This is a genomic window from Bacteroides propionicigenes, from assembly GCF_018390535.1.
GTDB classification, from domain to species: Bacteria; Bacteroidota; Bacteroidia; order Bacteroidales; family Bacteroidaceae; genus Bacteroides; species Bacteroides propionicigenes.
The window spans coordinates 469,000-488,671 of record NZ_JAHBBW010000002.1 but is presented as its reverse complement, the minus strand read 5'-3'; the positions used below and the strand labels follow the sequence as shown (position 1 = coordinate 488,671).

The following is a 19,672-nucleotide window of genomic DNA, read 5'->3' as shown; positions in this document are numbered from 1 at the left end:
TTTCATTTTATGCGTTCCAGGAGGCATCGAAGTCATGCACGACATCGATGAGCGCCTGTGCCAGTTGTTCTTTCAGGTTCTGTATCTCTTCCGTCTGCCCCTCCTTCGACTTCATCAGGTCGATGGTCCTGACACTGAGCAGGCTCTCTATGTTCACGATGACCTGTTTAGGTGCCGCCGAGGACAACCGCCCCGTGCCGGAATAGTTGCCGCCGGCCCCTCCGTCATCCAGATGCGTGTTGGTAATCGGGTTGGCAGCAAACGGACGTGTATCGTTGGAATCCGGTTCGTTGCCGTACTGGTCGGGAGTGAAGCCCGCCACGCGGAGGATGTTCTCGGCTGCCTCCGCCGAACCTCCGAAAGTCTGCCGGAGCGATGAAAAGAACTTCACGAGTGTCGTATGTGCCAGCTTGCGATGCGCGATGTTGTCTATACGCTGCGCATCGGTGGCGTTCTGCCCCAGTGCCCGCTGTTTCCATAGCCCGTTTTCGTCCTGCTCGAATCCCCAGGCCCTGAACTGGTCAAAGTCGAACCCTCCCTTACGCATCAGCTCATGCGCATTGGCGGCACTCGATATGGCATTCCGATAAGCGGTGGCGGCACGCACAATCTCCGGAACGGTCTGCGTGTTCATGTACCGGGCATAGTCGTATGTGCGGGCGGCAACCGCTTCCGACCTGTCCCCGATATCATTCACATAGACGGCCTTGCCATCCTGCATACGCCACAAAGACTTGTCGAGATCCTTCTCCTGTTGCCCGAAACGCTCCTTTACCGTCTTGAGGAAAGCGTCCACTTCCAATACCGTACCCATCTTCCCGAACTCGGCGTACGCGGCATCGATACGTGTCTGGCTGTCGCGTTTGGCAAGGGTGACAAGCGCATCCCTTATGTCATCCTGACGGGCTTTGTCCATGTTATACACATGGTCTCGCGATACCATCCCCTCAGATGAAGCGATGGCAAATTCCCCCAAGAACCCGGCCCACCAGTTGGATGTGAAGGCTCCGATTTTATGTCCCGAAGCCTCTTCGATACTTTTGCCGGCAACGACCTCGTCCACGGCACGCTTTGTCTTGACAGCCATGTTATAGGTCTCGCTCAGGGAGGAGTAAAGTGCCTCTATGGACGGATAACGGTACTTGCGGTTCGATTCGATCTCTTCCAGTACGGCATCCTTCGCCTCCTTTATCTTCCAGGTCTTGTAAGCCACCCATCCCAAAGTCCCGACCAATGCGGCTATACCTGCCGTGGCGGCAACCGCGCCTGTACTGATGGCACTCAACGAGGCGGCAGCACCGGTCAGTCCGCTGCCGGTAGCCACCTGTGTGGCAAACAGCGACTGCAGGACTCCTTTGGCTCCGATGACACCGCCCCCGGCCATCAAGGCGCGGTTCATCGCTCCCCGTCCCGCCACGCCTGCGGACTGCATGGCCGACACGATGGCCCGCTTCTGGGCAAACGAAACCTTACCGATACCACCCGCCCCCAGCAGCCCCTGCACGACACTGATTGATGTCGTGGCCGCAGACTGTTTGCCGATAAACCCCATGGCGATGCCGATATTCGTCAGGGCTCCCGCCACCTTGAACAGCCGGGTCGCGACAACGCCTGTAAAGACAAGCGGTTCTATCCAATGGAAATTGCGGGTCACCCATGCGCCGATATTGCCGATCACGGTGAAGATGTCCAACAAGGCATTCCCGATGGACACCAGGCCACGGGTAAATTCCGGAGCCTTGAACTTTGCCAGAAAAGTGCGGAGCACAGTGCGGATAGAGGGTTCCAACACCTCGTATGCCTGCATGAACCCTTCGGTCAGCTGGGAGGTCACCTGCGCCCACAATCCCTTGGTCGTATTCTGCTTTACCAATGCCAGTTCTGAGGAAACGCCCTGGGACCCCCGGTTATATGAAGTCAGTTCTCGTAGTTTGTCGTAGTTCTTCAGGAACATCATCGCCGCGTTACCGCCAATTTTCCCGAAGATTGCCTGGACATCCGCCATCGACGCGCCCTTCTTGTTCAATTCCTCGAAAATGTCCGCTATAGGACGGAGTTTCTCGACCTGCACCCCCTCGATGTCGCGCATTTCCGTGAACCGGATGCCCAGGCGGTCCAGAACTTCCTGTGCCTCCTTGGTAGGTTTGGCAAAACGTGTGGAAAGAGCACGCAACGAGGTTCCCGCCAGCGTTCCCTTCAGACCCATATTGCCCAAAAGACCGATGGCGGCACTGCTTTCCGTGAAGTCCACGCCCGCCATACGCAGGTAACCGGCAGCCATCTTGTATGACTCCGCCATCTCCACGATATTCACATTCGAGCGGGAAATGGTGGAGGAGATAATGTCCGCCACGCTGTCCATGCTGTCGTTATGGATATCATAACCGGCCATGATGTTCGTGGCCAGGTCGGCGATATACGACACGTCGTTGTCACCGATAAGTGCCAGGTTCGTGATCGGGCGGATGGACTTGTTGATTGTCTCGATATTCATGCCCGCCATCGACAGGTATTTGACGGCACCGGCAATCTCCACGGCTGTGTATTTCGTGTCGATGCCGATTTTACGGACATGACGGGCCATACTGTCAAAACGGGTCTCGAATGTCTTGAGGTCGCTGTCCGCCACACGGAGGATGGAATGTGCCGATTCCATGATGTTGGAATAGTCGATGGCCTTCGTCAGTTCCGAACGGATCAGGCTGTAACCCATATAGGCATTGAGCATCGAAGCGAACGGGAGGTTCCTGAGTGACGGCGCTTTCGAATACTGGATACGGTTGATGGCGGCACGGCGTTTACTGCGGTAGAGCGTACCGGCTGCAGTATGTTCCCGCTGCATGAGCCTGACGGACTGCATCGCATTGCGCTGTTCCTGCCGTCTTGCAGCCTGCTCGGCCTTTATACGTTCCGTTTCTGCCTTACGGCGTGCCTGTTCTGCCTGCCGGCGTATTTTCTCCGCAGCACGGGCGGCATTCTTGCACTCCCGTTCTTTAGCCCGCGCTTCATCGGCACGCCGCTTTTCCGCCGCGGCGGTTTCTGCCAGAGCCGCCTTACGGCGCTGGTCTGCGGTAAAGAGCTCCTCCGCGTGGACCAGTTTCTGGCGATGCAGCTGCTGTCCTGCATAAAGCCGTTCCATCAGTTTTTGCCGGGCCTTTTCGGGCATTACGAAGGCCTGCGGAGCATATGGCACCGGAACGGAAGGTGTGAGTCCTTCGGATGGTATGCCTCCCTGCATGTTGAAAGAAATGACAGAAGCACTTTTGATACGACCCAATAGGGAAAGTATCTGCTGCAACCTGTTTTCCGCCGTCCCGGTCTTGATTTGCAGTTCCCGGTCACGTTCCATGGAAACCAGGGCGGAGTTGATTTTCCCGATGGCTTTGGTAATGCGTTTCTGCGCGTCTGCCATCGTGCCAACGGACGAGGCGGCATTCTTTTCGATCTCCGCTTTGCGCATCTCGGCAGCCTTTTTCTCGTAAAGGCTTTTGGCGTTGGCCTTGATTTTCTTGCTGTCCAAAGCCTGACCGGCATTGATGGTCAGGCTGATGCCTTTGGAAAGCGTGGAAATATCCGTGAGTAACCCCTTGATACGTTCCAGCTTCTCTTCGCTTTTTTTCGTATCGATGGTCAGGCGGTAATCGAAATTACGTTTCTTGCCGTTCTTGGTGCGGAACACGCGGTCTATCTCGTCCATCATATTCTTGATGTTCGTGACGGCCGGAGTCAGGGACGCTTTCGCCTGTACCAGCTTGCCTACCGCCTCACCGAAGGCGATAACCTGCTTGGTGCCCTGAGAGGCATCCACGTTGATGGAGTAGTTGACCTGATAGTTCTGTTCCTGAGCCATGGTAATGGGTACTGCGTTAAAAGAATAGTCTTTCCGCAAGGGCGGAGATTATGAAACGAAGGCCGCCGCAAACCGGAAGCTTACGGCGGCAGGTCAAGGAGTCCTCTCCGGCAATGACATCGGAACGGGCATACGGCTGATGAGCATCTGCTCGTGCAGCCACAACGCCTCTTCGGAAAGCATCGCGAACTCCTCGTCGGAAATCGTGTCGAGGTTGACGCCGGGAAAGTAGTGGCGGACATAGATCATCCGCTGGCGGATGCGCTGCTCGTCGGTCACTACCCACCGGCTTATAAGTTTACCAGGACACTCTGGCGGGTGGTGATCAGCTCGGAAAGCTGTCCCATCAGACCGAACAGGAAGAGCGACTCGTCGTCCACGAGTTCCTTATCTCCGTCCACGAAGCAGTCGCGGGCCAACGTGCGCATGGCGATTACCTCGTCCTTTTTGGAAGCGGCCATGAATTTGCTGAACTGCGGAAAGCTCGGTTCGGACATGTAGGCCACATAAATCTCTTTCTCGCCGTTTGCGGTGTCTCCGAAAACGACCATCGGACAAATCTTGCGGAGTTTCTTCTCCTCTTTCAGTTTGAGGGCTTTTTCCTTGATCTTGATCTCCTGTTCCAATGAAAGCATTTTTTCGTCCATATCGAATTTGTTTTGATTCACCGAAAGAGTAGGACAAAGAATCGTGGAAAGGTTGAAGACACGGTTCTTATTCACTTGTAATCCATATGTTATACAAAAAACTTCTTTGCTCCTGATATTCCCAGATCAGTCTTTAAAGGAAATTTCGCTGAATATATTTCATATATTTCTTTGATATATAGTATATAATCGTTAATTTTGCATATTCTCAAACATAAATGATTATGTGCAAAATAGATGATTTTATAGATGTGACAAGCCGGTACATCGCTGAATTGCTTGATTTGAGGGCGGACATCAGGCCGGTCGAAAAGGATGTCTTGCATACATTCCCAGCCAATATTACTGCCGGTTATACATTTTGTACGGCTAACTTGTTGGGGCATGACGTAGTTCTTCTGTATAGTGCAGACAGTTCTGCATATACTCCGGGGCAGATGCGGAAACAAAAAGAACTGGTTGAGCGAAAAGCCCAATGCCCGGTAATATTTGTATTGCGTACAGTGGCGGCCTATAATGTACGGCGTCTTGTCAGACATCGTGTAAATTTCATCATACCGCAAAAGCAAATGTTCATACCGGATTTGTTGATAGATTTGAAACCGCATAAAAATAATATCGGGGGAGGTGAAGAAACGCAGATTCCTGCAATTGCCCAATGCATAATCCTTTATCATCTTGAAGTAAAGTCTCTCGAAGGGAAAGGAACTTATGATATTGCAGATCTTTTCAACGTGTCGTATGCCAATGTAAACCGGGCGGTCAGATGGCTGAAAGATAAAGAAGTTATCGCTTTATCCGGCGGCAAGACAAAGAGTATGATATTTCAGTTCAAAAAGCGTGAATTATGGGACAGGATGTTGCCGTTCCTGGCGAACCCCATCGAGCGGATTGTATATACCGATAGTCTGCCTGATGAAGTATTTTGTATTAGTGGAGTAAATGCCTTGTCGGAATATTCAATGCTGAACAAGGAAAAAAATGACACTTATGCCATTGCAAAAGAAGAAGCTCGACGGTTGCAAATCCGGACAGACAAGGAATATGGCGAGACCCGCATAGAGATATGGCGTTACAATCCATGTTTTTTCTCAAAAAACGGCATTGTAGACAAATTGTCTTTATTTCTGGCCATGAAGGATATGGATGATGAACGCATTCAAATAGAATTGGAAACTATGATAAATAATATGATATGGTAAGAGGAATTGATAAATTCAGGGAGTTTTTCACCGGATATGAAGGAAACTATGTCATCATAGGTGGTACTGCCTGTGAAATGCATGAAGAAATATATGCACAAACTCCAAGGGCGACCAAGGACATAGACATTATACTGATTGTGGAGGCGCTGTCTTCGGATTTTGCTGCAAAATTCTGGGAGTTTGTAAAAACCGCAGGGTACAGACAAAGGAATAAGGGAACCGGGAACGGGGAATGCAGGCATGAATATTACAGGTTCAAGGAACCGGGAAATCCGGATTTCCCGTATCAGATAGAACTCTTTTCACGAAATATCGGGGTTGTCAAATTCCCGGACGATGCCCACATTACCCCCATTCCGGTTGATGATGACCTGTCAAGTCTGTCAGCCATTTTGATGGATGATGACTATTATTATTATACCATTGAACACAGCACGTTGGAGGAGGGCGTACATATTGCGAACATTGAAAGTCTTATCTGTCTGAAATGCAGGGCCTATTTAGAAATGACCGAGCGGAAAAGCAATGGAGAACAAGTGGACAGCAAACATATCGTCAAGCACAAGAAAGATGTATTCCGGCTGGTTGCCATGCTTGCTCCTGCCGACACCTACGAAGTTCCTGATTCGCTTAAACAAGATGTTGACAGGTTTTGCCTGGCTGTCAAAGAAGAAGTGCCAAACTCTGATTTTTTCAAATCGGCAGGACTTAAAAGCATTTCCGGAGAACAGTTATTGGAACAACTTGAAGCCAATTTCATAACACAACAATGAGAATCCAATACGCATCCGACCTGCATCTCGAGTTTCGGGAGAACAGCAGTTTTTTGAAGCACAACCCGCTGGCTGTTGCCGGAGAAGTGCTTGTCCTTGCCGGAGATATAGGATATATCGGAGATGAGAACTACTCCAGACATCCGTTCTGGGACTGGGCTTCCGGAAATTACAGCCGGGTCATCGTGGTTCCCGGAAACCACGAGTTTTACAAGATGTTCGACATAGACAAGCTGTATAACGGCTGGTCGCTCAAAATCAGGGAAAACATCACCTGCCACTATAATGCCGTTATCCCATTGGGTAACGATATAGAATTGATCGCTACCACACTGTGGTCACATATCCTGTTGCAGGATGCCTATGAAACTGAGGCAGCCATCACAGATTTCCGCAGGATGCGTTACGGCAGCGAACCGCTGGACTGGACAAGGTTCAATGACGAACATTCGCGCTGTTTCCGTTTTCTGGAACAGAGCGTAAAACAAAGTACTGCCAGACATCTCATTGTCGCCACTCATCATGTACCGTCATTCGAACTGATGGCGCCGGAGTTCAAGGGCAGTCCGCTCAATGGGGCATTTACCGTGGAGCTTGGCGGTTTCATTGCAGACAGCCCGATTGAATACTGGATATATGGCCACTCGCACCGCAATATCAATAAGGTCATCGGAAACACCCGGTGCATATGCAACCAGTTGGGCTATGTGTTCAGTAACGAGCATACGTCATTCGATAAGGAAGCGCATATTTCGATTTAAGTCTGCCATACATAAATCCCGTCTGTCAGCCAAGGTCAATATCCGGCAAACAGACGGGTTATTATGTAACAAATTTATGGTTGACTATTGAAGTCGTGGCTTCACCAACTTCCCGTCGATACCGCATGTTTCCAGAACCGCGGTATTTTCTTTGTTGAAGGCGATCAGGCATGACGGCGCTCCGGCCGTACCACCCTGTTCCCCCGTAACATGGTAAAAACTGAGCCGTCCCTTGATAAAGAGTATTGAATCGGCGTTTGGGAATATCAGTTCGTGGAACAGGCGCGTGTCCGTGCGGGCAAAAGTGAGCGCGACGGCATTCCTGTGTTCGACACACCTGCGGATAAACCGGACAATCAGTGCAGTGTCATAGGGAGGATTGCAGAACACACGTCCGAACCAGGGTTGTTGCAGGCCGTCATCCTCAATGGTATAGTGATGTCGCGCCGTATCCCATGGGCGGTTTACGGGCGAACACGGATCCAAATCGAACGGCCCCAGCCTCCGAAGCAGGCAGGGAGGCGTGAGCCATTCGTTCTTTCCGGTAGAAGATTTCCCCTCGAAAGTTACATCCATGACAGCTTAGATTGTATCACCCGAGCCGATTTGGATATCGAACGGGTTGAGATCGAATTCATGGGTGATATTGGTATCATCCTGCTGTGACTCGAGACAATCCTCCGTGAAGATGCAACCTTTGAGCGTTACGGTCGTCGTTGTCCAGTCCTCGCCGGCCATCGGGTTGGCAAAGCTGATAATCAGGTCGAACTCGCCGATTTCGAGCAGCGAGCCGTACACCGAACGCAACAGCTGTTGCGTGGCATAGTCCATCGTGATGCTCGCCGTATAGGTAATGTTCCCGAACCCCCTCGACACCGGCCGTCCTCCCATGCCGTAGTTACTTTCGACCTTGCGCTTCTTCGACCATTTGATGGCCGACACGCCTTCAAGGGTCGTGGAACCTTCATCGATTCCCAGGGCGGTCGATGACAGGGTTATCATCGACCACGAGTATGCTACATTGTTGATTATTGCCATATGCTATGTCTTATTTGCGGTTAATGACAGTCCTTCCTCTACATAAATCTTCACGGCCACGCCCACCGGGACAAGGACATAGGAGATGCGCAGCGTGTCGTCCACCAACACGTTCTGGTTCGGGTCGATAGTGACGGCGTATCCTGAAATTTCCTGCGCCGCCTGCATCTTGGCCAGTATATCCCCGATGAGTGTCTTGAAAGCTGTAATCTTCGACGGGGCGAGGAACCCGGTTGAAGGATTGACCATCAGCGGTGAGTTCACATACGGCAGCAGGGCTGCACGCACGGCACGGCGGCTCTTGTTGATGGTGCGGTTCCGGGCAATGGTACGGAAATCCCCATGTGAGCATGTCTGGTCTTTCGAGATGTAGATCCCGTTCTCGCGGCCGGCATACTTGATGGGAAAAATATACCCCTTATCGTCGAGTTCGTCCAGCAGTGACGGGGAGAGTGACTCGTACCGGTTCAGGCTGAGGAAGTTCTCCTCTGCCTCGTCGAGGTTGATGTCCCCGAACCCCAACTCTATTTCCTGGAAATCGTCCGCGAAGAGATTGAACTGCTTGACCCATGCGATGGATTCGTGCACGTTGGCCTTTGCTATGGCTCCCATAACCGCTCCCAAAAATCCCACGGGCGTATGGTTCCTGTTGCACATCTGCATCGTGGAGATCTTTTCGTGATGCGCCTGGCCGAATATACAGCTGATACGGCTTGATTCACAGATGCATGAAGGTATTTTATTCAGGTCAATCTGACGCCCCTCAGTCGTATCCGCCCCCGTATTGGAAGGATTGGCGGAAAGGATGAGCGAGAGCGGCTGGTTCTGCTCCGCAAGCCCCACGGCCACGTCGTTGAGCCCCTTTACCAGATTGAGGTTGTATTGTTCCGATGCGCCGTTCGCTTTCCACAGCGGCTGTTCCGTCCATATGCCTATCTGGTTGATCATACCCCCGGCAGCACGCTGCATGATTTCCAGCGCATCCCAGTTCGCCGAACAGTCCGCGAACATCACGTAGAGTTTTCCTGAACCGCCCGGATTGCCGGACATGCGGAAAAATTCACGGATATGGTATGCCGGGATGCCGTGCAGGAAATTGACATTCATCTCCTCCTCGTCGGTTGCCTCCACACGTTCGATGATACCGAAGTCGTTCACGGCGGACTTGAACGAGGTGATGTAGCAGACATCGCCAGGCTTGAGCCTGGTCTCATTGGTTTTACCATACCCCTCCGTGAAAAGCGTCGGCTGGAGGGACACGTCGAACAGCAGTCCCGTCACCTTCTCGCCCGACGAGCCGGTATCGTAAGGAATATTGCCGTCCACATCCTTGATAAATACATTACCGAGTGCCATTATGATTTCTTTTTAAGTTCGTTGTAGAAAGGATTCCTGTAGAGTACGGCCTTGCCCCTGATGGCGGCCGCCGTGTCCGGCGCATAGGTTCCTCCGTGCGTGTCGATGTACAGCGACGGATATGCCGGGAACTTTTTCAACAGGGACAGGATGTGAGGCTCTGTCGTCTCCTCCGACCCTGCATTCCCTTTCCCCGCGGTCTTGGCCGGCAGCCTGTCTTCAGTCTCGCCGCCTGTCCCGAGGTTTTCCGATGCCGTTTCCGGAACGGGCACCGCCTGAGCCTCCGGTGCAGGAATATTATTGTTGTCTGTCTGCGGAGTTTCCTCCGTGTTGATTTTCTTTGCCATAACAGTAGAATGAAAATGGGGAACGGGGCCTTGCCTCCGCTCCCCGGGTGGATATTGAGAATGAAGAAAGGTGTGTTATTCGCTCTTCTTGTAGGCGGTATGGACCACGATCTCCGCCGGGCGGACGATGTTCACGTCCATTTTCATGCGCATCTGGAAAAAGAACAGCTCGGAGTTGGCCTGCAGACGGTCGATTTTCAGGATGTCCGTGTCGTTCGCGTAATCCACCCCCATCCACAGGTTGGAGTCCATGCCGGTGGAGAACTCGCCGAGCACCATCGTGTGTTCGGGGATTCCCACGACCGGGACGATGCGCTTGCCCTTGAAGCGATAGCGGTTGACCTCGGTATTCTCGGAATACTTGACCTGCTTGTCCGAGATATATTGGTCATACGCGTCCCAGGCGTCCCATCCGACCACAAAGGTCAGAGATGTCTTCTTTCGGATCTGCTTCGGACATTTCCTCCACATCGCATAGAGCGCCGCCTCCACCGCGGCCCCGTCCGTCAGCTCGGTCGTTCCCGAAATGATGCACTGCCCTCCGGCAACCACCTCGGCATCGGAGGAGTTCACATTGTCGAGGATCCGTTTGATGACCCCGTCAAAATATTTCTCCTTGTTGGCTCCGATTTTCGTGCAGCCTTCCGGTGCGGTAATCTTGGCCACCGTCTCTCCTCCGCGGGCGGAAGTCCAGATGGCGTTTCCGATATACTCGTTTTTCTTGTCCATAAGGAGACGGAGCATCGTCGCCTGGATTTTCGGGTCGAGCTCGCGGAACACGAGATTGCCTTCCGGCTGCGCGAAACGCCAGTACTTCTCGTAGTCCCTCGGGTTAAACTCGAGATAGACCATAAAATCGGACGGCTCAAGATGGCGTTCGGTGAACTGGTACTCGTTCGTGCCGTCATCGCCCTTGGCTCCGTGGATGGGTTGTGGGGTCGGCACGTTGTCCTGGATAATGTTGCCCAGCTTGATGGCAGGAAGCGTATAGCGGTGCTGGATGCCCGTCTTGATATGAATCAGTCCCTCGCGGACTGTATCATTGCCCTGCACGGTATAGGTCAGCAAGTCCTCAAGTACTTCGCCGCTATACCCGTTTTGAAGAAAGTTTACTGTATCAGCCATTGTCGTTTTAAGTTTTCCGTTGAAGAATGAAACTCGGCCGACTGGCGGATACCTGCTGTTTCCGCGCGAGACACTGCGGTCTCCGGCATGTCAGTTAAAATCGGGCGGACGCCCGCGGATAGTCTGTCAGAGCTTTCGGAACTTGAAATCCGCACCGACCACTTCCGCCACCTTCTCGGCCATCAGCTGTTCGGCGGTCTTTGTCGCTTCCGCCGTGGCCTGGATGTTGGCAGGGTCATCGGCGATTTCCTTCGAGATTTTCTCCCGCGCGGGAATGGAAGCCAGCGTGCTTTCCGCCAACTCGAAGTTGGAACCGGCCATCTCCACCCACTGCGTTTTCGCCTCACGGTCAATCTTGCCTTCTGCAATGGCATTCTCCACCAATGTCTCGATACGGGAAGCCTGCTCGTCCTTCTCTTTCTGCTCGTAGGCGGAAAGGCGTGCCGTCGCTGCGGCCAGGTCTGTCTGCAAGTTCCGGATGGAGGCGTCTTTTCCGGCGATGACGGTCTGCGCGTCGCTCAGTGATTTCTGTATTTCTCTGTATTTGGGTTCCATCGCGGCCAGTTCAGAGATACGTGCCATCACGTCCTTGACCTCACCGTCCTTCATGCCCAGCGAGGCTGCAATCGCCCCGTACTCAAAGCCTTGTGTCTTGTTTTCGTTTGCCATATCGTTTTCCGTTTCTGTAAGAGTAGGTTCAATGCCTTTGAAAGGTTTATTTCCCGCGCTGACACGGCTCATCAGTTCCTGGATGGCGGCCGTATCGGTCAATCCTTCTATCTCGTCATGCACTTTACGGCAAAGCTGCTTCGAGGTATGGATGACATGCTCCGCAGGTATGATGCCGGCCTTGACGGCAGCCTGTGCGTCGAAATAGGTCCCATCCTTTCCTGCCTGTCCGTCCATGATGGCCCGCACATGCTCCGCTTTCAGGCCGAACCGTTTCCGGTAAATCGTCTCGATCTGTTTGGTAAAAGCCGTTACCATGTCCGACGGTTCCCCTCCGTCATCGTCCGGCAACATCGGGTTATGAATCATCAGTATGGCATAATCACGCATGAGAGAACGCTTGCCCGCCGCCCAGATGATGGAGGCCATCGATGCCGCGACCCCTTCGATGATACATTCCGTATCCACCGTGGCATTGGCGATGGTGGAATAGGTGGACATGCCGTAAAGGACACTGCCGCCCTCCGAGTTGATCAACACGCGGATACAGGAGGGACGGATGATATTTTCCAAAAAGTCGAACTCGTCATTGAAACGTGAGGTCGTCTCTTCCGTCACGCGACCGAAGAAACGGATAACAGCCGGCTGGCCTGCCTTCGCCTCTCCGACGACATATTGAAGTGTGTTCATATCCATATGCAAGGGTTATTTGAACAAGAGTAGGCGGTGGAAAAAGAAAAGGTTTTGCACTGCTATTTATGGAAGTGGAAATATGAGAATCCATCCATTTATGGAAATGCGATTATCTTTACAGTATAATAGATTGTTCAAATTACAGACCGGTTGCAACTATTTGTATCAAGACCGGCATGCTGAACATTCTAAATTCAGCAAGTACAGAAAATGTATCATGAGTCTTGTATTATCTGCTGATTCATGTCTGTTTATACGCAGTGCGGATAAATCTCCTGCATGGATTTCAATTTTCCGATCCAGTATCCGAAAAACCAGATACTTCGTCATGTTCCGGACGCGGATGGAAGCCGTGTCCGCCGCTGTCATGTTGCGGCGCATCGCTGTGTTGGGTGAACGGGGGCATGACCACATACCTTTTTACCCAGTCCCTGTATTTCCACGCGGAAGATTCCCTGAACCATACCTCGTAGTCTATCCAGTACGCCTGCAACATATTGGTTGAAAGCGGCATGTCGAAATAGGTCAGGTTGCACCGCTCGCTCAGCGCCGGCTCATGGTTCTTGGCATCCTGTATGGCTACATTGAGCCGCTGGAAGACCAGAAACGCCTCGCATTCCTTGTCTTCGTCCGCATTGTTGAGCGTATTCAGGATAAACCGCACGCGCATGGTGGCGCGTCCCTCACCGATACGCTGTTGCTGTACCAGGTACCTCACGTTGATAAAGTGGATGAACACGGCAGGGAACACAGTCTCATACTCCGTGTTATCGTCACGGACAATGCGGGCGAACTGGCCGTTGTCGATAGCGACGGTTTTGAACAGGGGCGGCGACAACGGGTCGTCCGGATTCTCCCGCAGGGTCAGGACAGCCCGCTTAACGGCCCGGTATATCTCCACGAAAGGGTTCGCGGAAACTTCTTCAGGCAGGCTCTCCGCCGGTGCCGACGGTTGTGCGGGCTGTGGTGCTGGGTGTTTGTCTTTTATCATAACGGCTGGTGTGGAAATCCTTTAAAAATCATATCTATGAAATGGGCGGCGATATAGTCGTCCGTCTTCGGTGAGAATCCGATGAACTGCCGGTGTACGGGACGGCGCGTGGAATACTGGTTTACCGTGTACAGCCCGAACTTCGGATCGGTATTGTGTATGGCGGCATAATGCCCGTAACGCTCCTTGCTGCGTCCCCGCTTGCCCTTGACTGGAAAGCTCTTTTCCGTAGTCCACATGCAATACCTGGCGCCTTTCCGGAAGATGCGCGTACGGTCCGAACGCCGTCCCACTATGTCTGTCCGGCCGGCTTCCGACTGTATGCTCCGGGCCAGAGTCCCCGTATCGTTCATGAGAGGATGGGTGAACCTCTTTCCCCATTTGGAGGTACGAGGCGCCCATTTGCTACCGTTGAATCCCCCCGAAGCGAATGAGGACACGAACTGCTGCCTGGTATAGTCACCGGCAGCAGTTGCGAAGTCGAATACGTTGAACTCCAGCCGGCTGGCCATGACGCGCGTACTGGTCCTGCTTACCCAGTGGCTGCAAAACTCATCAAGCGTTATCTTGGGCATAGGCGAACTTTCCTTTAATGCGTTTCACAATATCATTCATGTAACCCGGAAGCGGGACGGAGAAATAGCGGTGCGCATCGGAAAAGATACGCCCGCCGGTTGCCAGGCTCTCCCGGAAGACCGGATCCACCTTTTCCAGATAGTCTCCCTTATCCGGCAAAGCCGCCCGGACAGCGGCGAACCCCTCCGCGACCAGAAAGCAGCGGCATCCCCATTCGATCGGCGGTATCAGCTCCGGAGGAAACTCGGATTTGCGGAAGGAAATCCCTTCCAATGAAAGATGCCAGGCACGTACCCGTTCATCGCCTTGTGTCATGTAGGTAAGCACGGTATCCATATCCACCGCCATCCACCATGCGGCCATCGAGGCCGCGAAGAATACCTGGTTGTTCTCTTCCTCCGCATGGACGAGGTTATACCTGCGGCATATCTTTTCGTATGCTTCCATGTCCTGTTCATCCGCTGTCTCGGGCAGTTCCCCGAGCATGGCATACTCCTCTGCCGCGGCAAAATCCACCAGGTTGTCTATAGCTGCAATCAGGATGTCACGCTGCTGCCGTTCCCTCTCTGTTGTAAAGGAGTTGTGATTTTTCAGTATCTCCAATGCCCGGTCCATATCGATTCGCAGACCTGTCAGCGCACGGTCTATGAGGAAAGAGGCACGCAGGGTGATGATGTCCTCTATAATGTCGAGACGTTCCGCGCTGTTCTCCCAATAGAGGATCAGCCTGCGGAATGCATCGAAAATGACACGATACTCCTTTTCCGTATCGGATTCCGTGGTTGCAGATGCCCTGACAGCCCTGAACGGAGCGTTGTCCGGGAGCGGAAGACGGGCTTCTATTCCGCTCCCCGCAGAAAATTTCCGACCTTCGCCCCCCGGGGGCGTCCGTAACGCCGGAAATACTCCTCGTCCGACATGATGCCCCGGTCGTTGTGGCTGAGACCGGATGAGCCGCCTTCGGCTCCGAAACCTAATCCCGGGATAACATTGAGCTGCCGGCCCACATTGATACCGAACTCTTTCTCGATCTCATCGGCCGCCACTTCATATTTGTCCGTGATCAGCGAATAGAGCTTGATGCGGTCCTCGTTGCTCATCTCTATCCGGTTCGAATACCGGAACTCCAATCCTCCGGGGATATACCCGATAGCCACCAGGCGGGGGATTATCTCCTCGTTCATGACGTTTTCGATATACCGACGGTAGACTTCGATACGGTCGCGGAAAATGTCCTGGTGTGCTTTCGTGGAACCCACGTACGACTGCATCCCTCCGGCCATCGACTCGGAGCCGAGCACGAGGTTGGCAACTTCCTTGTTCACAAACTCGATAAGCCCGGTATATATCTTTTCCGAGTTGGACATGGTGAATGTCTTGATATCGACCTCGTCCTCAATGCCGGTAACCACCACCTTGTTCTGTGCCGCGTTGGCTATCTCGTTAGCCAGCCTCTTGCGGTCGGCGTTGCTCTCGCTGACCGTCTTTCCGTGGATAATCGGCTGTCCGTAAGTATGGGAAAAGTTCACATAGTTGGCCACCGTGAATTTCTTGGCCAGTATCAAAGGGGTCGTGGCGGAAAAAAGTCCCAAGTCGCCGGAGTTTACCAGTACATAACAACGGTAATATGCCGGGTCATGTAAATCCCAATGCGGCTCCCACAGTCCCTGCCGCTTCAGTACCGTTTTCTGGTCCGGCAACACATTACGCCGTTCGATGATGTTGACTTCCGCCAGCCTGCCCGTTCTGGGGTCAGTATGCGGCATGATTTCAAGCAGGGTGTACCCGTAGAGCTTGGATTCCACTATGCCCTTGATTATCTTGTCGAACTGCGAACCCTGTATCTTCAGGGAGTTCGCCACGTCCTTGATGTATTTTCCCTTTTCGTTTACACGGGCAAGCATATAGCGGTCGCCGAGAATCTGGCTTTCCAGTGTCTCGACAACGGAACGTATATGAGCGTCCTGTTGCAGGCAGGCTTCATACAGGTCAATGAGCCGGGCGCGGTCATCGAGAATATATCCCGAGCCGGTATCCTGACGGCATGAACGGTAGCGGTTGTTGCGCTCGATTTCGCGGACATACTCCTGAATTGTCTTTTTGGAGGTCTTAAAAATACTCTCCAAGAGTTCCCCGTTAAATGATTTGTCCGATGTAGCCATAATTTTTTTGTTTCTTGTTCAAAGAGTAGAGACAATCCTCAAGAGAGGTTTTTACGGCTAAAAGAATATATGGAGAACGGGACTCTTAATGCTTGATTTACAAACCGAAATATACAACTTAAATATATAGATATTTCGGTTTTATTTATGTTGTAAATATCTTATTATCAGTGATTAACAATTTATTAAAAGTGTAATTTATGTATATATTTATAGTGTATTTCATATTAAAAAGATATATCTTTGCACCACGTTAGATACAAATCCAAGAACAATGAAAAAGAGAACATGAAAGAAGAAAAGATTCCCTGCCGGATAATCCGGTACAGGGAGTTCCCCGATCTGCTTTTCGGAACGTTACGGGAAGACGGACCGGTCTATTTCGACGCGACACGCTTCATCCAGGCCAAAGGAGATGCACGCCGGCATAATGTCCGTGATTTCCGTGTCGCTTTCCATCACTGGGCAACGGCGTTGGCAGACGCCTACGGAATAGACAGGGAAAAGATGATCATCCGTGACGAGGCGTCGGGACACCTGTTAATTGATGAATGTCTGGCTCTATTATTTGTCGTTTACATCGATCCCGCGTTCGGTGTCTACCTTCTGGAGCGCGTGGACGAACTGCTGTCCGGTGGATTTACGGTTTCAGACACTTGGCTGGTACAGGCTGCCGGTCTTAGATTTACAAAGGAGGAATTAACGCAAATTTTAGAACAACATGAGACGCAGCACATTTAAACGACCCAAGATGGTGCTCATCTTCAACGGGGCACAGGTTCTTGTAGCGGTCACGCGCTCGCTGCACAGCGCGGCGGAATTGACAAAAGGCAACTTGCAGGCTATCTCATTCTGTTGCACGGGCAAGTATGTATGCAGCGGCGGACTCTATTTCAGGCATCTGCATCCGGATGTGGAAATCGAGCTGGCCGACCTCGGCACACTGATGCTGAAAGATTATGACGCCCTTTGCGGCGAGAAACGCACGTACTATCCGGTGCGCAAGATGGCACATAAGAGAGCCTTGCTTGAAAACAAACGTAAGTCTGATAACCAAAAGAAAGGAGGAAATACCTATGAGGGAAAATAGGAATGTTCCGTTCCGGGACTGGAACATAAGGGTTTCCCGGAACCATAACGGCCAGCTCCATATCTGCGCCGTGGATATATGCGATATACTCAAGCGGGACGAACTGCTTGAAAACGGCGCCATCGCCCGTGTTTGCCCGACGGCATTGAAAATCAGTTTCCGGAAAAACGGCAGGGAACAGTGGGGTTTCCGTCCCATCGATATGCGCCGGCTTTTACAACTGGTACGCAAGGAGACTATTATACCCCGTGACCTGCTTGATGAATTGGAAGTGTGGGGCAACAAGCTTCTGGAACTGGAAGCCGGGGAGCTGCACGCCGTCCCGCAGGACGACATCGTCATGCACTTCGAGGAAGGGTTCCCCGTCACGTTCCGGCGTGTCGGCGACAAGCTGATGGTCAACGCCACGCAGATCACGATGCACTTCGGGAAAATCCCGTCTGAATGGCTACGCATCGCTTCCACGGATATGCTCCGCAGGGAAATGGCCGGCAACGGACATACCGGGAAATACGAGTCGCAAGTCTTCACCACACGGGGGCGGGGGCACGGTGCGACCTGGTTGGAATCACCGCTTGTCATACCGTTGGCCAGATGGATCGCCCCTGACCTGTCTTTGGCGGAATGGTTGGGCGAGGCTATCGGCAAACTCTCCGTGAAACGAGGGAAGACAATCGTACGCGAACGCCCCAGGGTGGCGGCACCCGGTCTGCCCTGTATGGATTGTCCCATGCCGCAGGATATGGAATCGGCGACGAGACTGATTCTGGAACTGCGGAAGGTGGTGAGTGAATCCCTGCCGAAAATCGTATTCTACGAGGAGTTTATCGAGAACAGGGACTGGTTCAAGAGCACGCGCATCGCTGACGAACTCGGCATATCGCCGCGACAGTTGCACCAGTTCCTTGCCGAAGAGGGCATCTGCAAGTACGAGAAGCGGCAATGGGTGGTCTTTCCTTCCTGCCGGGCCTGGCAATGCGATGTGCCTTACACGTGGGAGAACAGCCGGGGCAAGGTATATACTTTCGGATCCACCAAACGATGGACACAGGCCGGACGGGAGTGTATCATAGAACTGTGGCGCAAGAGGAACCCTGAATACTGCCCACCGGGTGCATAGCGATGGAAACGGCATTACAGCGGATCATCCGCAAGACAGGAAGACGGCCGGTAGAGTGCCGTTGCCGTCTGTGCAGGCAGCAATGCCGGATACCGTGCCTCGGTACGCCGGAAGACATCCTCCGGTTGCTGAAAGCCGGATACAGGGAGCGTCTTGCACCCACTCGGTGGGCGGTAGGCCTGCTGTTAGGAAAAATCCCGTATATCGTGCCGATGGTACAGGCGAAACAGGAAGCAGGCGGGTGCACATTCTTTCAGGACGGACTGTGTGAACTGCATGCGGCAGGGCTCAAGCCCACTGAAGGCAGGTTGTCGCACCATACCATCACCATGGAGAACCTGAAGTTCGGAATGTCGCTCTCGTGGAACGTGGCCAAAGAATGGCTGGACGAGCGGAACTTCGACACGATACGGGAGATTGTCCGGATAATGGGAAAATAGATGAGGGACGGTTTCATGAATGAAGTATCAGTATAACCGGTTGATTCCTCCTTTGCCGATTTCATGGAACCGCCTCTTATTAATTCATACCATTTGCAAACAGTTCGTATTAGTCGCGGCTATCCTTTATCAGGAAAACATTTAAACGCGAATGATATGAAACTGAAAAGCAGAATGACCGTCGGGGAGATGTCGGAACACCTGACGGAACATACCGGCAAGTTCGCCAACCGCGTATCCGTGGGGCGTTACGCCAAAAAACTGGGATACGCCGTGTATAAACCGATGATAAACGGCAGGATATGCCAGTTCTATGTCAATCCGTCGATTAAGGATGACGGGGAAGCGGAAACATTACGGACGAACGAACGCGAAAACGGACATGAAAGGGAATGACGACAAAAGGCAACACGTGATACCGTTTATGAAATGCTTCACCGGGCTGGTCGGCGCGTTCACCCCGGAAGAGGTCATCTTCATGCTGTACATGGCAGACCGTACACGCCTGCGTGAAAAAGGTTACGACACCTTGCGCAGCAAGCGGTACTACATGGAGAACATGGAGATGGGTTCGCGGATTTTCGACAAGTGCGTGGAAAAGACAACGCGTATGGGATTGCTTGAACGGGTGCCGGTCAGCGGGATGTACGATTACCTGTGGCACATGGATTCCTACAACCGGCTTGTAGGGATATTGGCGGAACTTGGAAATCCTTTTTCTACCAGGGCATTCTGTCATCGGATGTTCGATGTGGAAAAAAGGACCGTGGCATCCGTCTCTGACGAAGAGGTCAGCCAATGGAAAGAGAGACACCGAAAAGTTTGAGCG

Annotated in this window: 22 protein-coding genes; 9 read left to right on the top strand and 13 right to left on the bottom strand. The window is 52.4% G+C overall.

Annotation, left to right across the window (positions count from 1 at the left end):
• Nucleotides 1-7: 7 nt before the first annotated feature.
• From KG118_RS04985 to KG118_RS04975, 3 genes are all read right to left on the bottom strand, one after another.
• Nucleotides 8-3,850 (bottom strand): phage tail tape measure protein, encoded by a 3,843-nt coding sequence (locus KG118_RS04985; protein ID WP_009316561.1) that lies wholly within the window; start codon nt 3,848-3,850, stop codon nt 8-10.
• Between the two features lie 93 nt (nt 3,851-3,943).
• Nucleotides 3,944-4,129: a hypothetical protein gene (locus KG118_RS04980; protein ID WP_004293597.1), complete on the bottom strand. Its 186-nt coding sequence runs from the start codon at nt 4,127-4,129 to the stop codon at nt 3,944-3,946.
• An 11-nt stretch (nt 4,130-4,140) separates the two neighbouring features.
• On the bottom strand, nt 4,141-4,497 hold the full coding sequence (locus KG118_RS04975) for a hypothetical protein (RefSeq protein WP_008860783.1): 357 nt from the start codon (nt 4,495-4,497) through the stop codon (nt 4,141-4,143).
• Between the two features lie 224 nt (nt 4,498-4,721).
• On the opposite strand from KG118_RS04975, the gene KG118_RS04970 reads away from it, so the two are divergent.
• From KG118_RS04970 to KG118_RS04960, 3 genes are read left to right on the top strand one after another with little or no spacing between them, the layout of a single operon-like run.
• The gene (locus KG118_RS04970; protein WP_004303975.1) at nt 4,722-5,699 is read left to right on the top strand and encodes a hypothetical protein; all 978 of its coding nucleotides are present in this window, start codon (nt 4,722-4,724) and stop codon (nt 5,697-5,699) included.
• Nucleotides 5,693-6,475, top strand: a complete 783-nt coding sequence (locus KG118_RS04965) for a hypothetical protein (protein ID WP_008142932.1) — start codon at nt 5,693-5,695, stop codon at nt 6,473-6,475. Before KG118_RS04970 ends, KG118_RS04965 begins: the two co-directional genes overlap by 7 nt.
• Complete coding sequence (locus tag KG118_RS04960) at nt 6,472-7,236, top strand: metallophosphoesterase (protein ID WP_004293601.1); 765 nt, start codon at nt 6,472-6,474, stop codon at nt 7,234-7,236. Before KG118_RS04965 ends, KG118_RS04960 begins: the two co-directional genes overlap by 4 nt.
• An 84-nt stretch (nt 7,237-7,320) precedes the next feature.
• Here KG118_RS04960 and KG118_RS04955 read toward each other — a convergent pair whose 3' ends face one another.
• The 10 genes from KG118_RS04955 to KG118_RS04910 form a co-directional block, all read right to left on the bottom strand.
• Entirely contained in the window at nt 7,321-7,812 is a 492-nt protein-coding gene (locus KG118_RS04955; RefSeq protein ID WP_004293602.1) for a DNA N-6-adenine-methyltransferase, read from the bottom strand.
• A gap of 6 nt (nt 7,813-7,818) precedes the next feature.
• Entirely contained in the window at nt 7,819-8,274 is a 456-nt protein-coding gene (locus tag KG118_RS04950) for a hypothetical protein (RefSeq protein ID WP_004293603.1), read from the bottom strand.
• Nucleotides 8,275-8,277: 3 nt separating this feature from the next.
• Nucleotides 8,278-9,630 (bottom strand): DUF2586 family protein, encoded by a 1,353-nt coding sequence (locus tag KG118_RS04945; protein ID WP_004303973.1) that lies wholly within the window; start codon nt 9,628-9,630, stop codon nt 8,278-8,280.
• A complete protein-coding gene (locus KG118_RS04940; RefSeq protein WP_004293605.1) occupies nt 9,630-9,977 on the bottom strand; it encodes a hypothetical protein in 348 nt (115 codons plus the stop codon). Before KG118_RS04940 ends, KG118_RS04945 begins: the two co-directional genes overlap by 1 nt.
• 75 nt (nt 9,978-10,052) lie before the next feature.
• The gene (locus KG118_RS04935; protein WP_004293606.1) at nt 10,053-11,102 is read right to left on the bottom strand and encodes a hypothetical protein; all 1,050 of its coding nucleotides are present in this window, start codon (nt 11,100-11,102) and stop codon (nt 10,053-10,055) included.
• A 126-nt stretch (nt 11,103-11,228) separates the two neighbouring features.
• Complete coding sequence (locus KG118_RS04930) at nt 11,229-12,467, bottom strand: Clp protease ClpP (RefSeq protein WP_004293607.1); 1,239 nt, start codon at nt 12,465-12,467, stop codon at nt 11,229-11,231.
• A gap of 283 nt (nt 12,468-12,750) precedes the next feature.
• Entirely contained in the window at nt 12,751-13,455 is a 705-nt protein-coding gene (locus tag KG118_RS04925) for a hypothetical protein (protein WP_004293608.1), read from the bottom strand.
• On the bottom strand, nt 13,452-14,030 hold the full coding sequence (locus KG118_RS04920) for a hypothetical protein (RefSeq protein ID WP_008860784.1): 579 nt from the start codon (nt 14,028-14,030) through the stop codon (nt 13,452-13,454). The genes KG118_RS04925 and KG118_RS04920 overlap by 4 nt, the downstream gene beginning before the upstream one ends.
• The gene (locus KG118_RS04915) at nt 14,011-14,646 is read right to left on the bottom strand and encodes a phage minor head protein (protein ID WP_008142943.1); all 636 of its coding nucleotides are present in this window, start codon (nt 14,644-14,646) and stop codon (nt 14,011-14,013) included. Before KG118_RS04915 ends, KG118_RS04920 begins: the two co-directional genes overlap by 20 nt.
• 224 nt (nt 14,647-14,870) lie before the next feature.
• The gene (locus KG118_RS04910) at nt 14,871-16,193 is read right to left on the bottom strand and encodes a phage portal protein family protein (RefSeq protein WP_008142945.1); all 1,323 of its coding nucleotides are present in this window, start codon (nt 16,191-16,193) and stop codon (nt 14,871-14,873) included.
• 243 nt (nt 16,194-16,436) lie between these two features.
• Between KG118_RS04910 and KG118_RS04905 the strand changes: the two genes are divergently transcribed.
• The 6 genes from KG118_RS04905 to KG118_RS04880 all read left to right on the top strand — a co-directional run bounded on the left by KG118_RS04905 (nt 16,437) and on the right by KG118_RS04880 (nt 19,669).
• A complete protein-coding gene (locus tag KG118_RS04905) occupies nt 16,437-16,934 on the top strand; it encodes a hypothetical protein (RefSeq protein WP_004303968.1) in 498 nt (165 codons plus the stop codon).
• A gap of 10 nt (nt 16,935-16,944) precedes the next feature.
• Nucleotides 16,945-17,283 carry a hypothetical protein gene (locus tag KG118_RS04900; protein WP_004303967.1) on the top strand — a complete coding sequence of 113 codons (339 nt, stop codon included), beginning with the start codon at nt 16,945-16,947 and terminating at the stop codon, nt 17,281-17,283.
• Entirely contained in the window at nt 17,270-18,403 is a 1,134-nt protein-coding gene (locus KG118_RS04895; protein ID WP_004303966.1) for a phage antirepressor KilAC domain-containing protein, read from the top strand. Before KG118_RS04900 ends, KG118_RS04895 begins: the two co-directional genes overlap by 14 nt.
• 2 nt (nt 18,404-18,405) lie before the next feature.
• Nucleotides 18,406-18,843 carry a hypothetical protein gene (locus KG118_RS04890; RefSeq protein ID WP_004293615.1) on the top strand — a complete coding sequence of 146 codons (438 nt, stop codon included), beginning with the start codon at nt 18,406-18,408 and terminating at the stop codon, nt 18,841-18,843.
• A gap of 156 nt (nt 18,844-18,999) precedes the next feature.
• Entirely contained in the window at nt 19,000-19,239 is a 240-nt protein-coding gene (locus tag KG118_RS04885; RefSeq protein WP_004293616.1) for a hypothetical protein, read from the top strand.
• Nucleotides 19,226-19,669: a hypothetical protein gene (locus KG118_RS04880; RefSeq protein ID WP_004293617.1), complete on the top strand. Its 444-nt coding sequence runs from the start codon at nt 19,226-19,228 to the stop codon at nt 19,667-19,669. The genes KG118_RS04885 and KG118_RS04880 overlap by 14 nt, the downstream gene beginning before the upstream one ends.
• Nucleotides 19,670-19,672: the final 3 nt, after the last annotated feature.

Coding starts and splice junctions, on each gene's coding strand:
- KG118_RS04985 (WP_009316561.1), bottom strand. CDS start 3,850: ATGGCTCAGGAACAGAACTATCAGGTCAACTACTCCATCAACGTGGAT.
- KG118_RS04975 (WP_008860783.1), bottom strand. CDS start 4,497: ATGGACGAAAAAATGCTTTCATTGGAACAGGAGATCAAGATCAAGGAA.
- KG118_RS04970 (WP_004303975.1), top strand. CDS start 4,722: ATGTGCAAAATAGATGATTTTATAGATGTGACAAGCCGGTACATCGCT.
- KG118_RS04965 (WP_008142932.1), top strand. CDS start 5,693: ATGGTAAGAGGAATTGATAAATTCAGGGAGTTTTTCACCGGATATGAA.
- KG118_RS04960 (WP_004293601.1), top strand. CDS start 6,472: ATGAGAATCCAATACGCATCCGACCTGCATCTCGAGTTTCGGGAGAAC.
- KG118_RS04955 (WP_004293602.1), bottom strand. CDS start 7,812: ATGGATGTAACTTTCGAGGGGAAATCTTCTACCGGAAAGAACGAATGG.
- KG118_RS04950 (WP_004293603.1), bottom strand. CDS start 8,274: ATGGCAATAATCAACAATGTAGCATACTCGTGGTCGATGATAACCCTG.
- KG118_RS04945 (WP_004303973.1), bottom strand. CDS start 9,630: ATGGCACTCGGTAATGTATTTATCAAGGATGTGGACGGCAATATTCCT.
- KG118_RS04940 (WP_004293605.1), bottom strand. CDS start 9,977: ATGGCAAAGAAAATCAACACGGAGGAAACTCCGCAGACAGACAACAAT.
- KG118_RS04935 (WP_004293606.1), bottom strand. CDS start 11,102: ATGGCTGATACAGTAAACTTTCTTCAAAACGGGTATAGCGGCGAAGTA.
- KG118_RS04930 (WP_004293607.1), bottom strand. CDS start 12,467: ATGGATATGAACACACTTCAATATGTCGTCGGAGAGGCGAAGGCAGGC.
- KG118_RS04925 (WP_004293608.1), bottom strand. CDS start 13,455: ATGATAAAAGACAAACACCCAGCACCACAGCCCGCACAACCGTCGGCA.
- KG118_RS04920 (WP_008860784.1), bottom strand. CDS start 14,030: ATGCCCAAGATAACGCTTGATGAGTTTTGCAGCCACTGGGTAAGCAGG.
- KG118_RS04915 (WP_008142943.1), bottom strand. CDS start 14,646: ATGGACCGGGCATTGGAGATACTGAAAAATCACAACTCCTTTACAACA.
- KG118_RS04910 (WP_008142945.1), bottom strand. CDS start 16,193: ATGGCTACATCGGACAAATCATTTAACGGGGAACTCTTGGAGAGTATT.
- KG118_RS04900 (WP_004303967.1), top strand. CDS start 16,945: ATGGTGCTCATCTTCAACGGGGCACAGGTTCTTGTAGCGGTCACGCGC.
- KG118_RS04895 (WP_004303966.1), top strand. CDS start 17,270: ATGAGGGAAAATAGGAATGTTCCGTTCCGGGACTGGAACATAAGGGTT.
- KG118_RS04890 (WP_004293615.1), top strand. CDS start 18,406: ATGGAAACGGCATTACAGCGGATCATCCGCAAGACAGGAAGACGGCCG.
- KG118_RS04885 (WP_004293616.1), top strand. CDS start 19,000: ATGAAACTGAAAAGCAGAATGACCGTCGGGGAGATGTCGGAACACCTG.
- KG118_RS04880 (WP_004293617.1), top strand. CDS start 19,226: ATGAAAGGGAATGACGACAAAAGGCAACACGTGATACCGTTTATGAAA.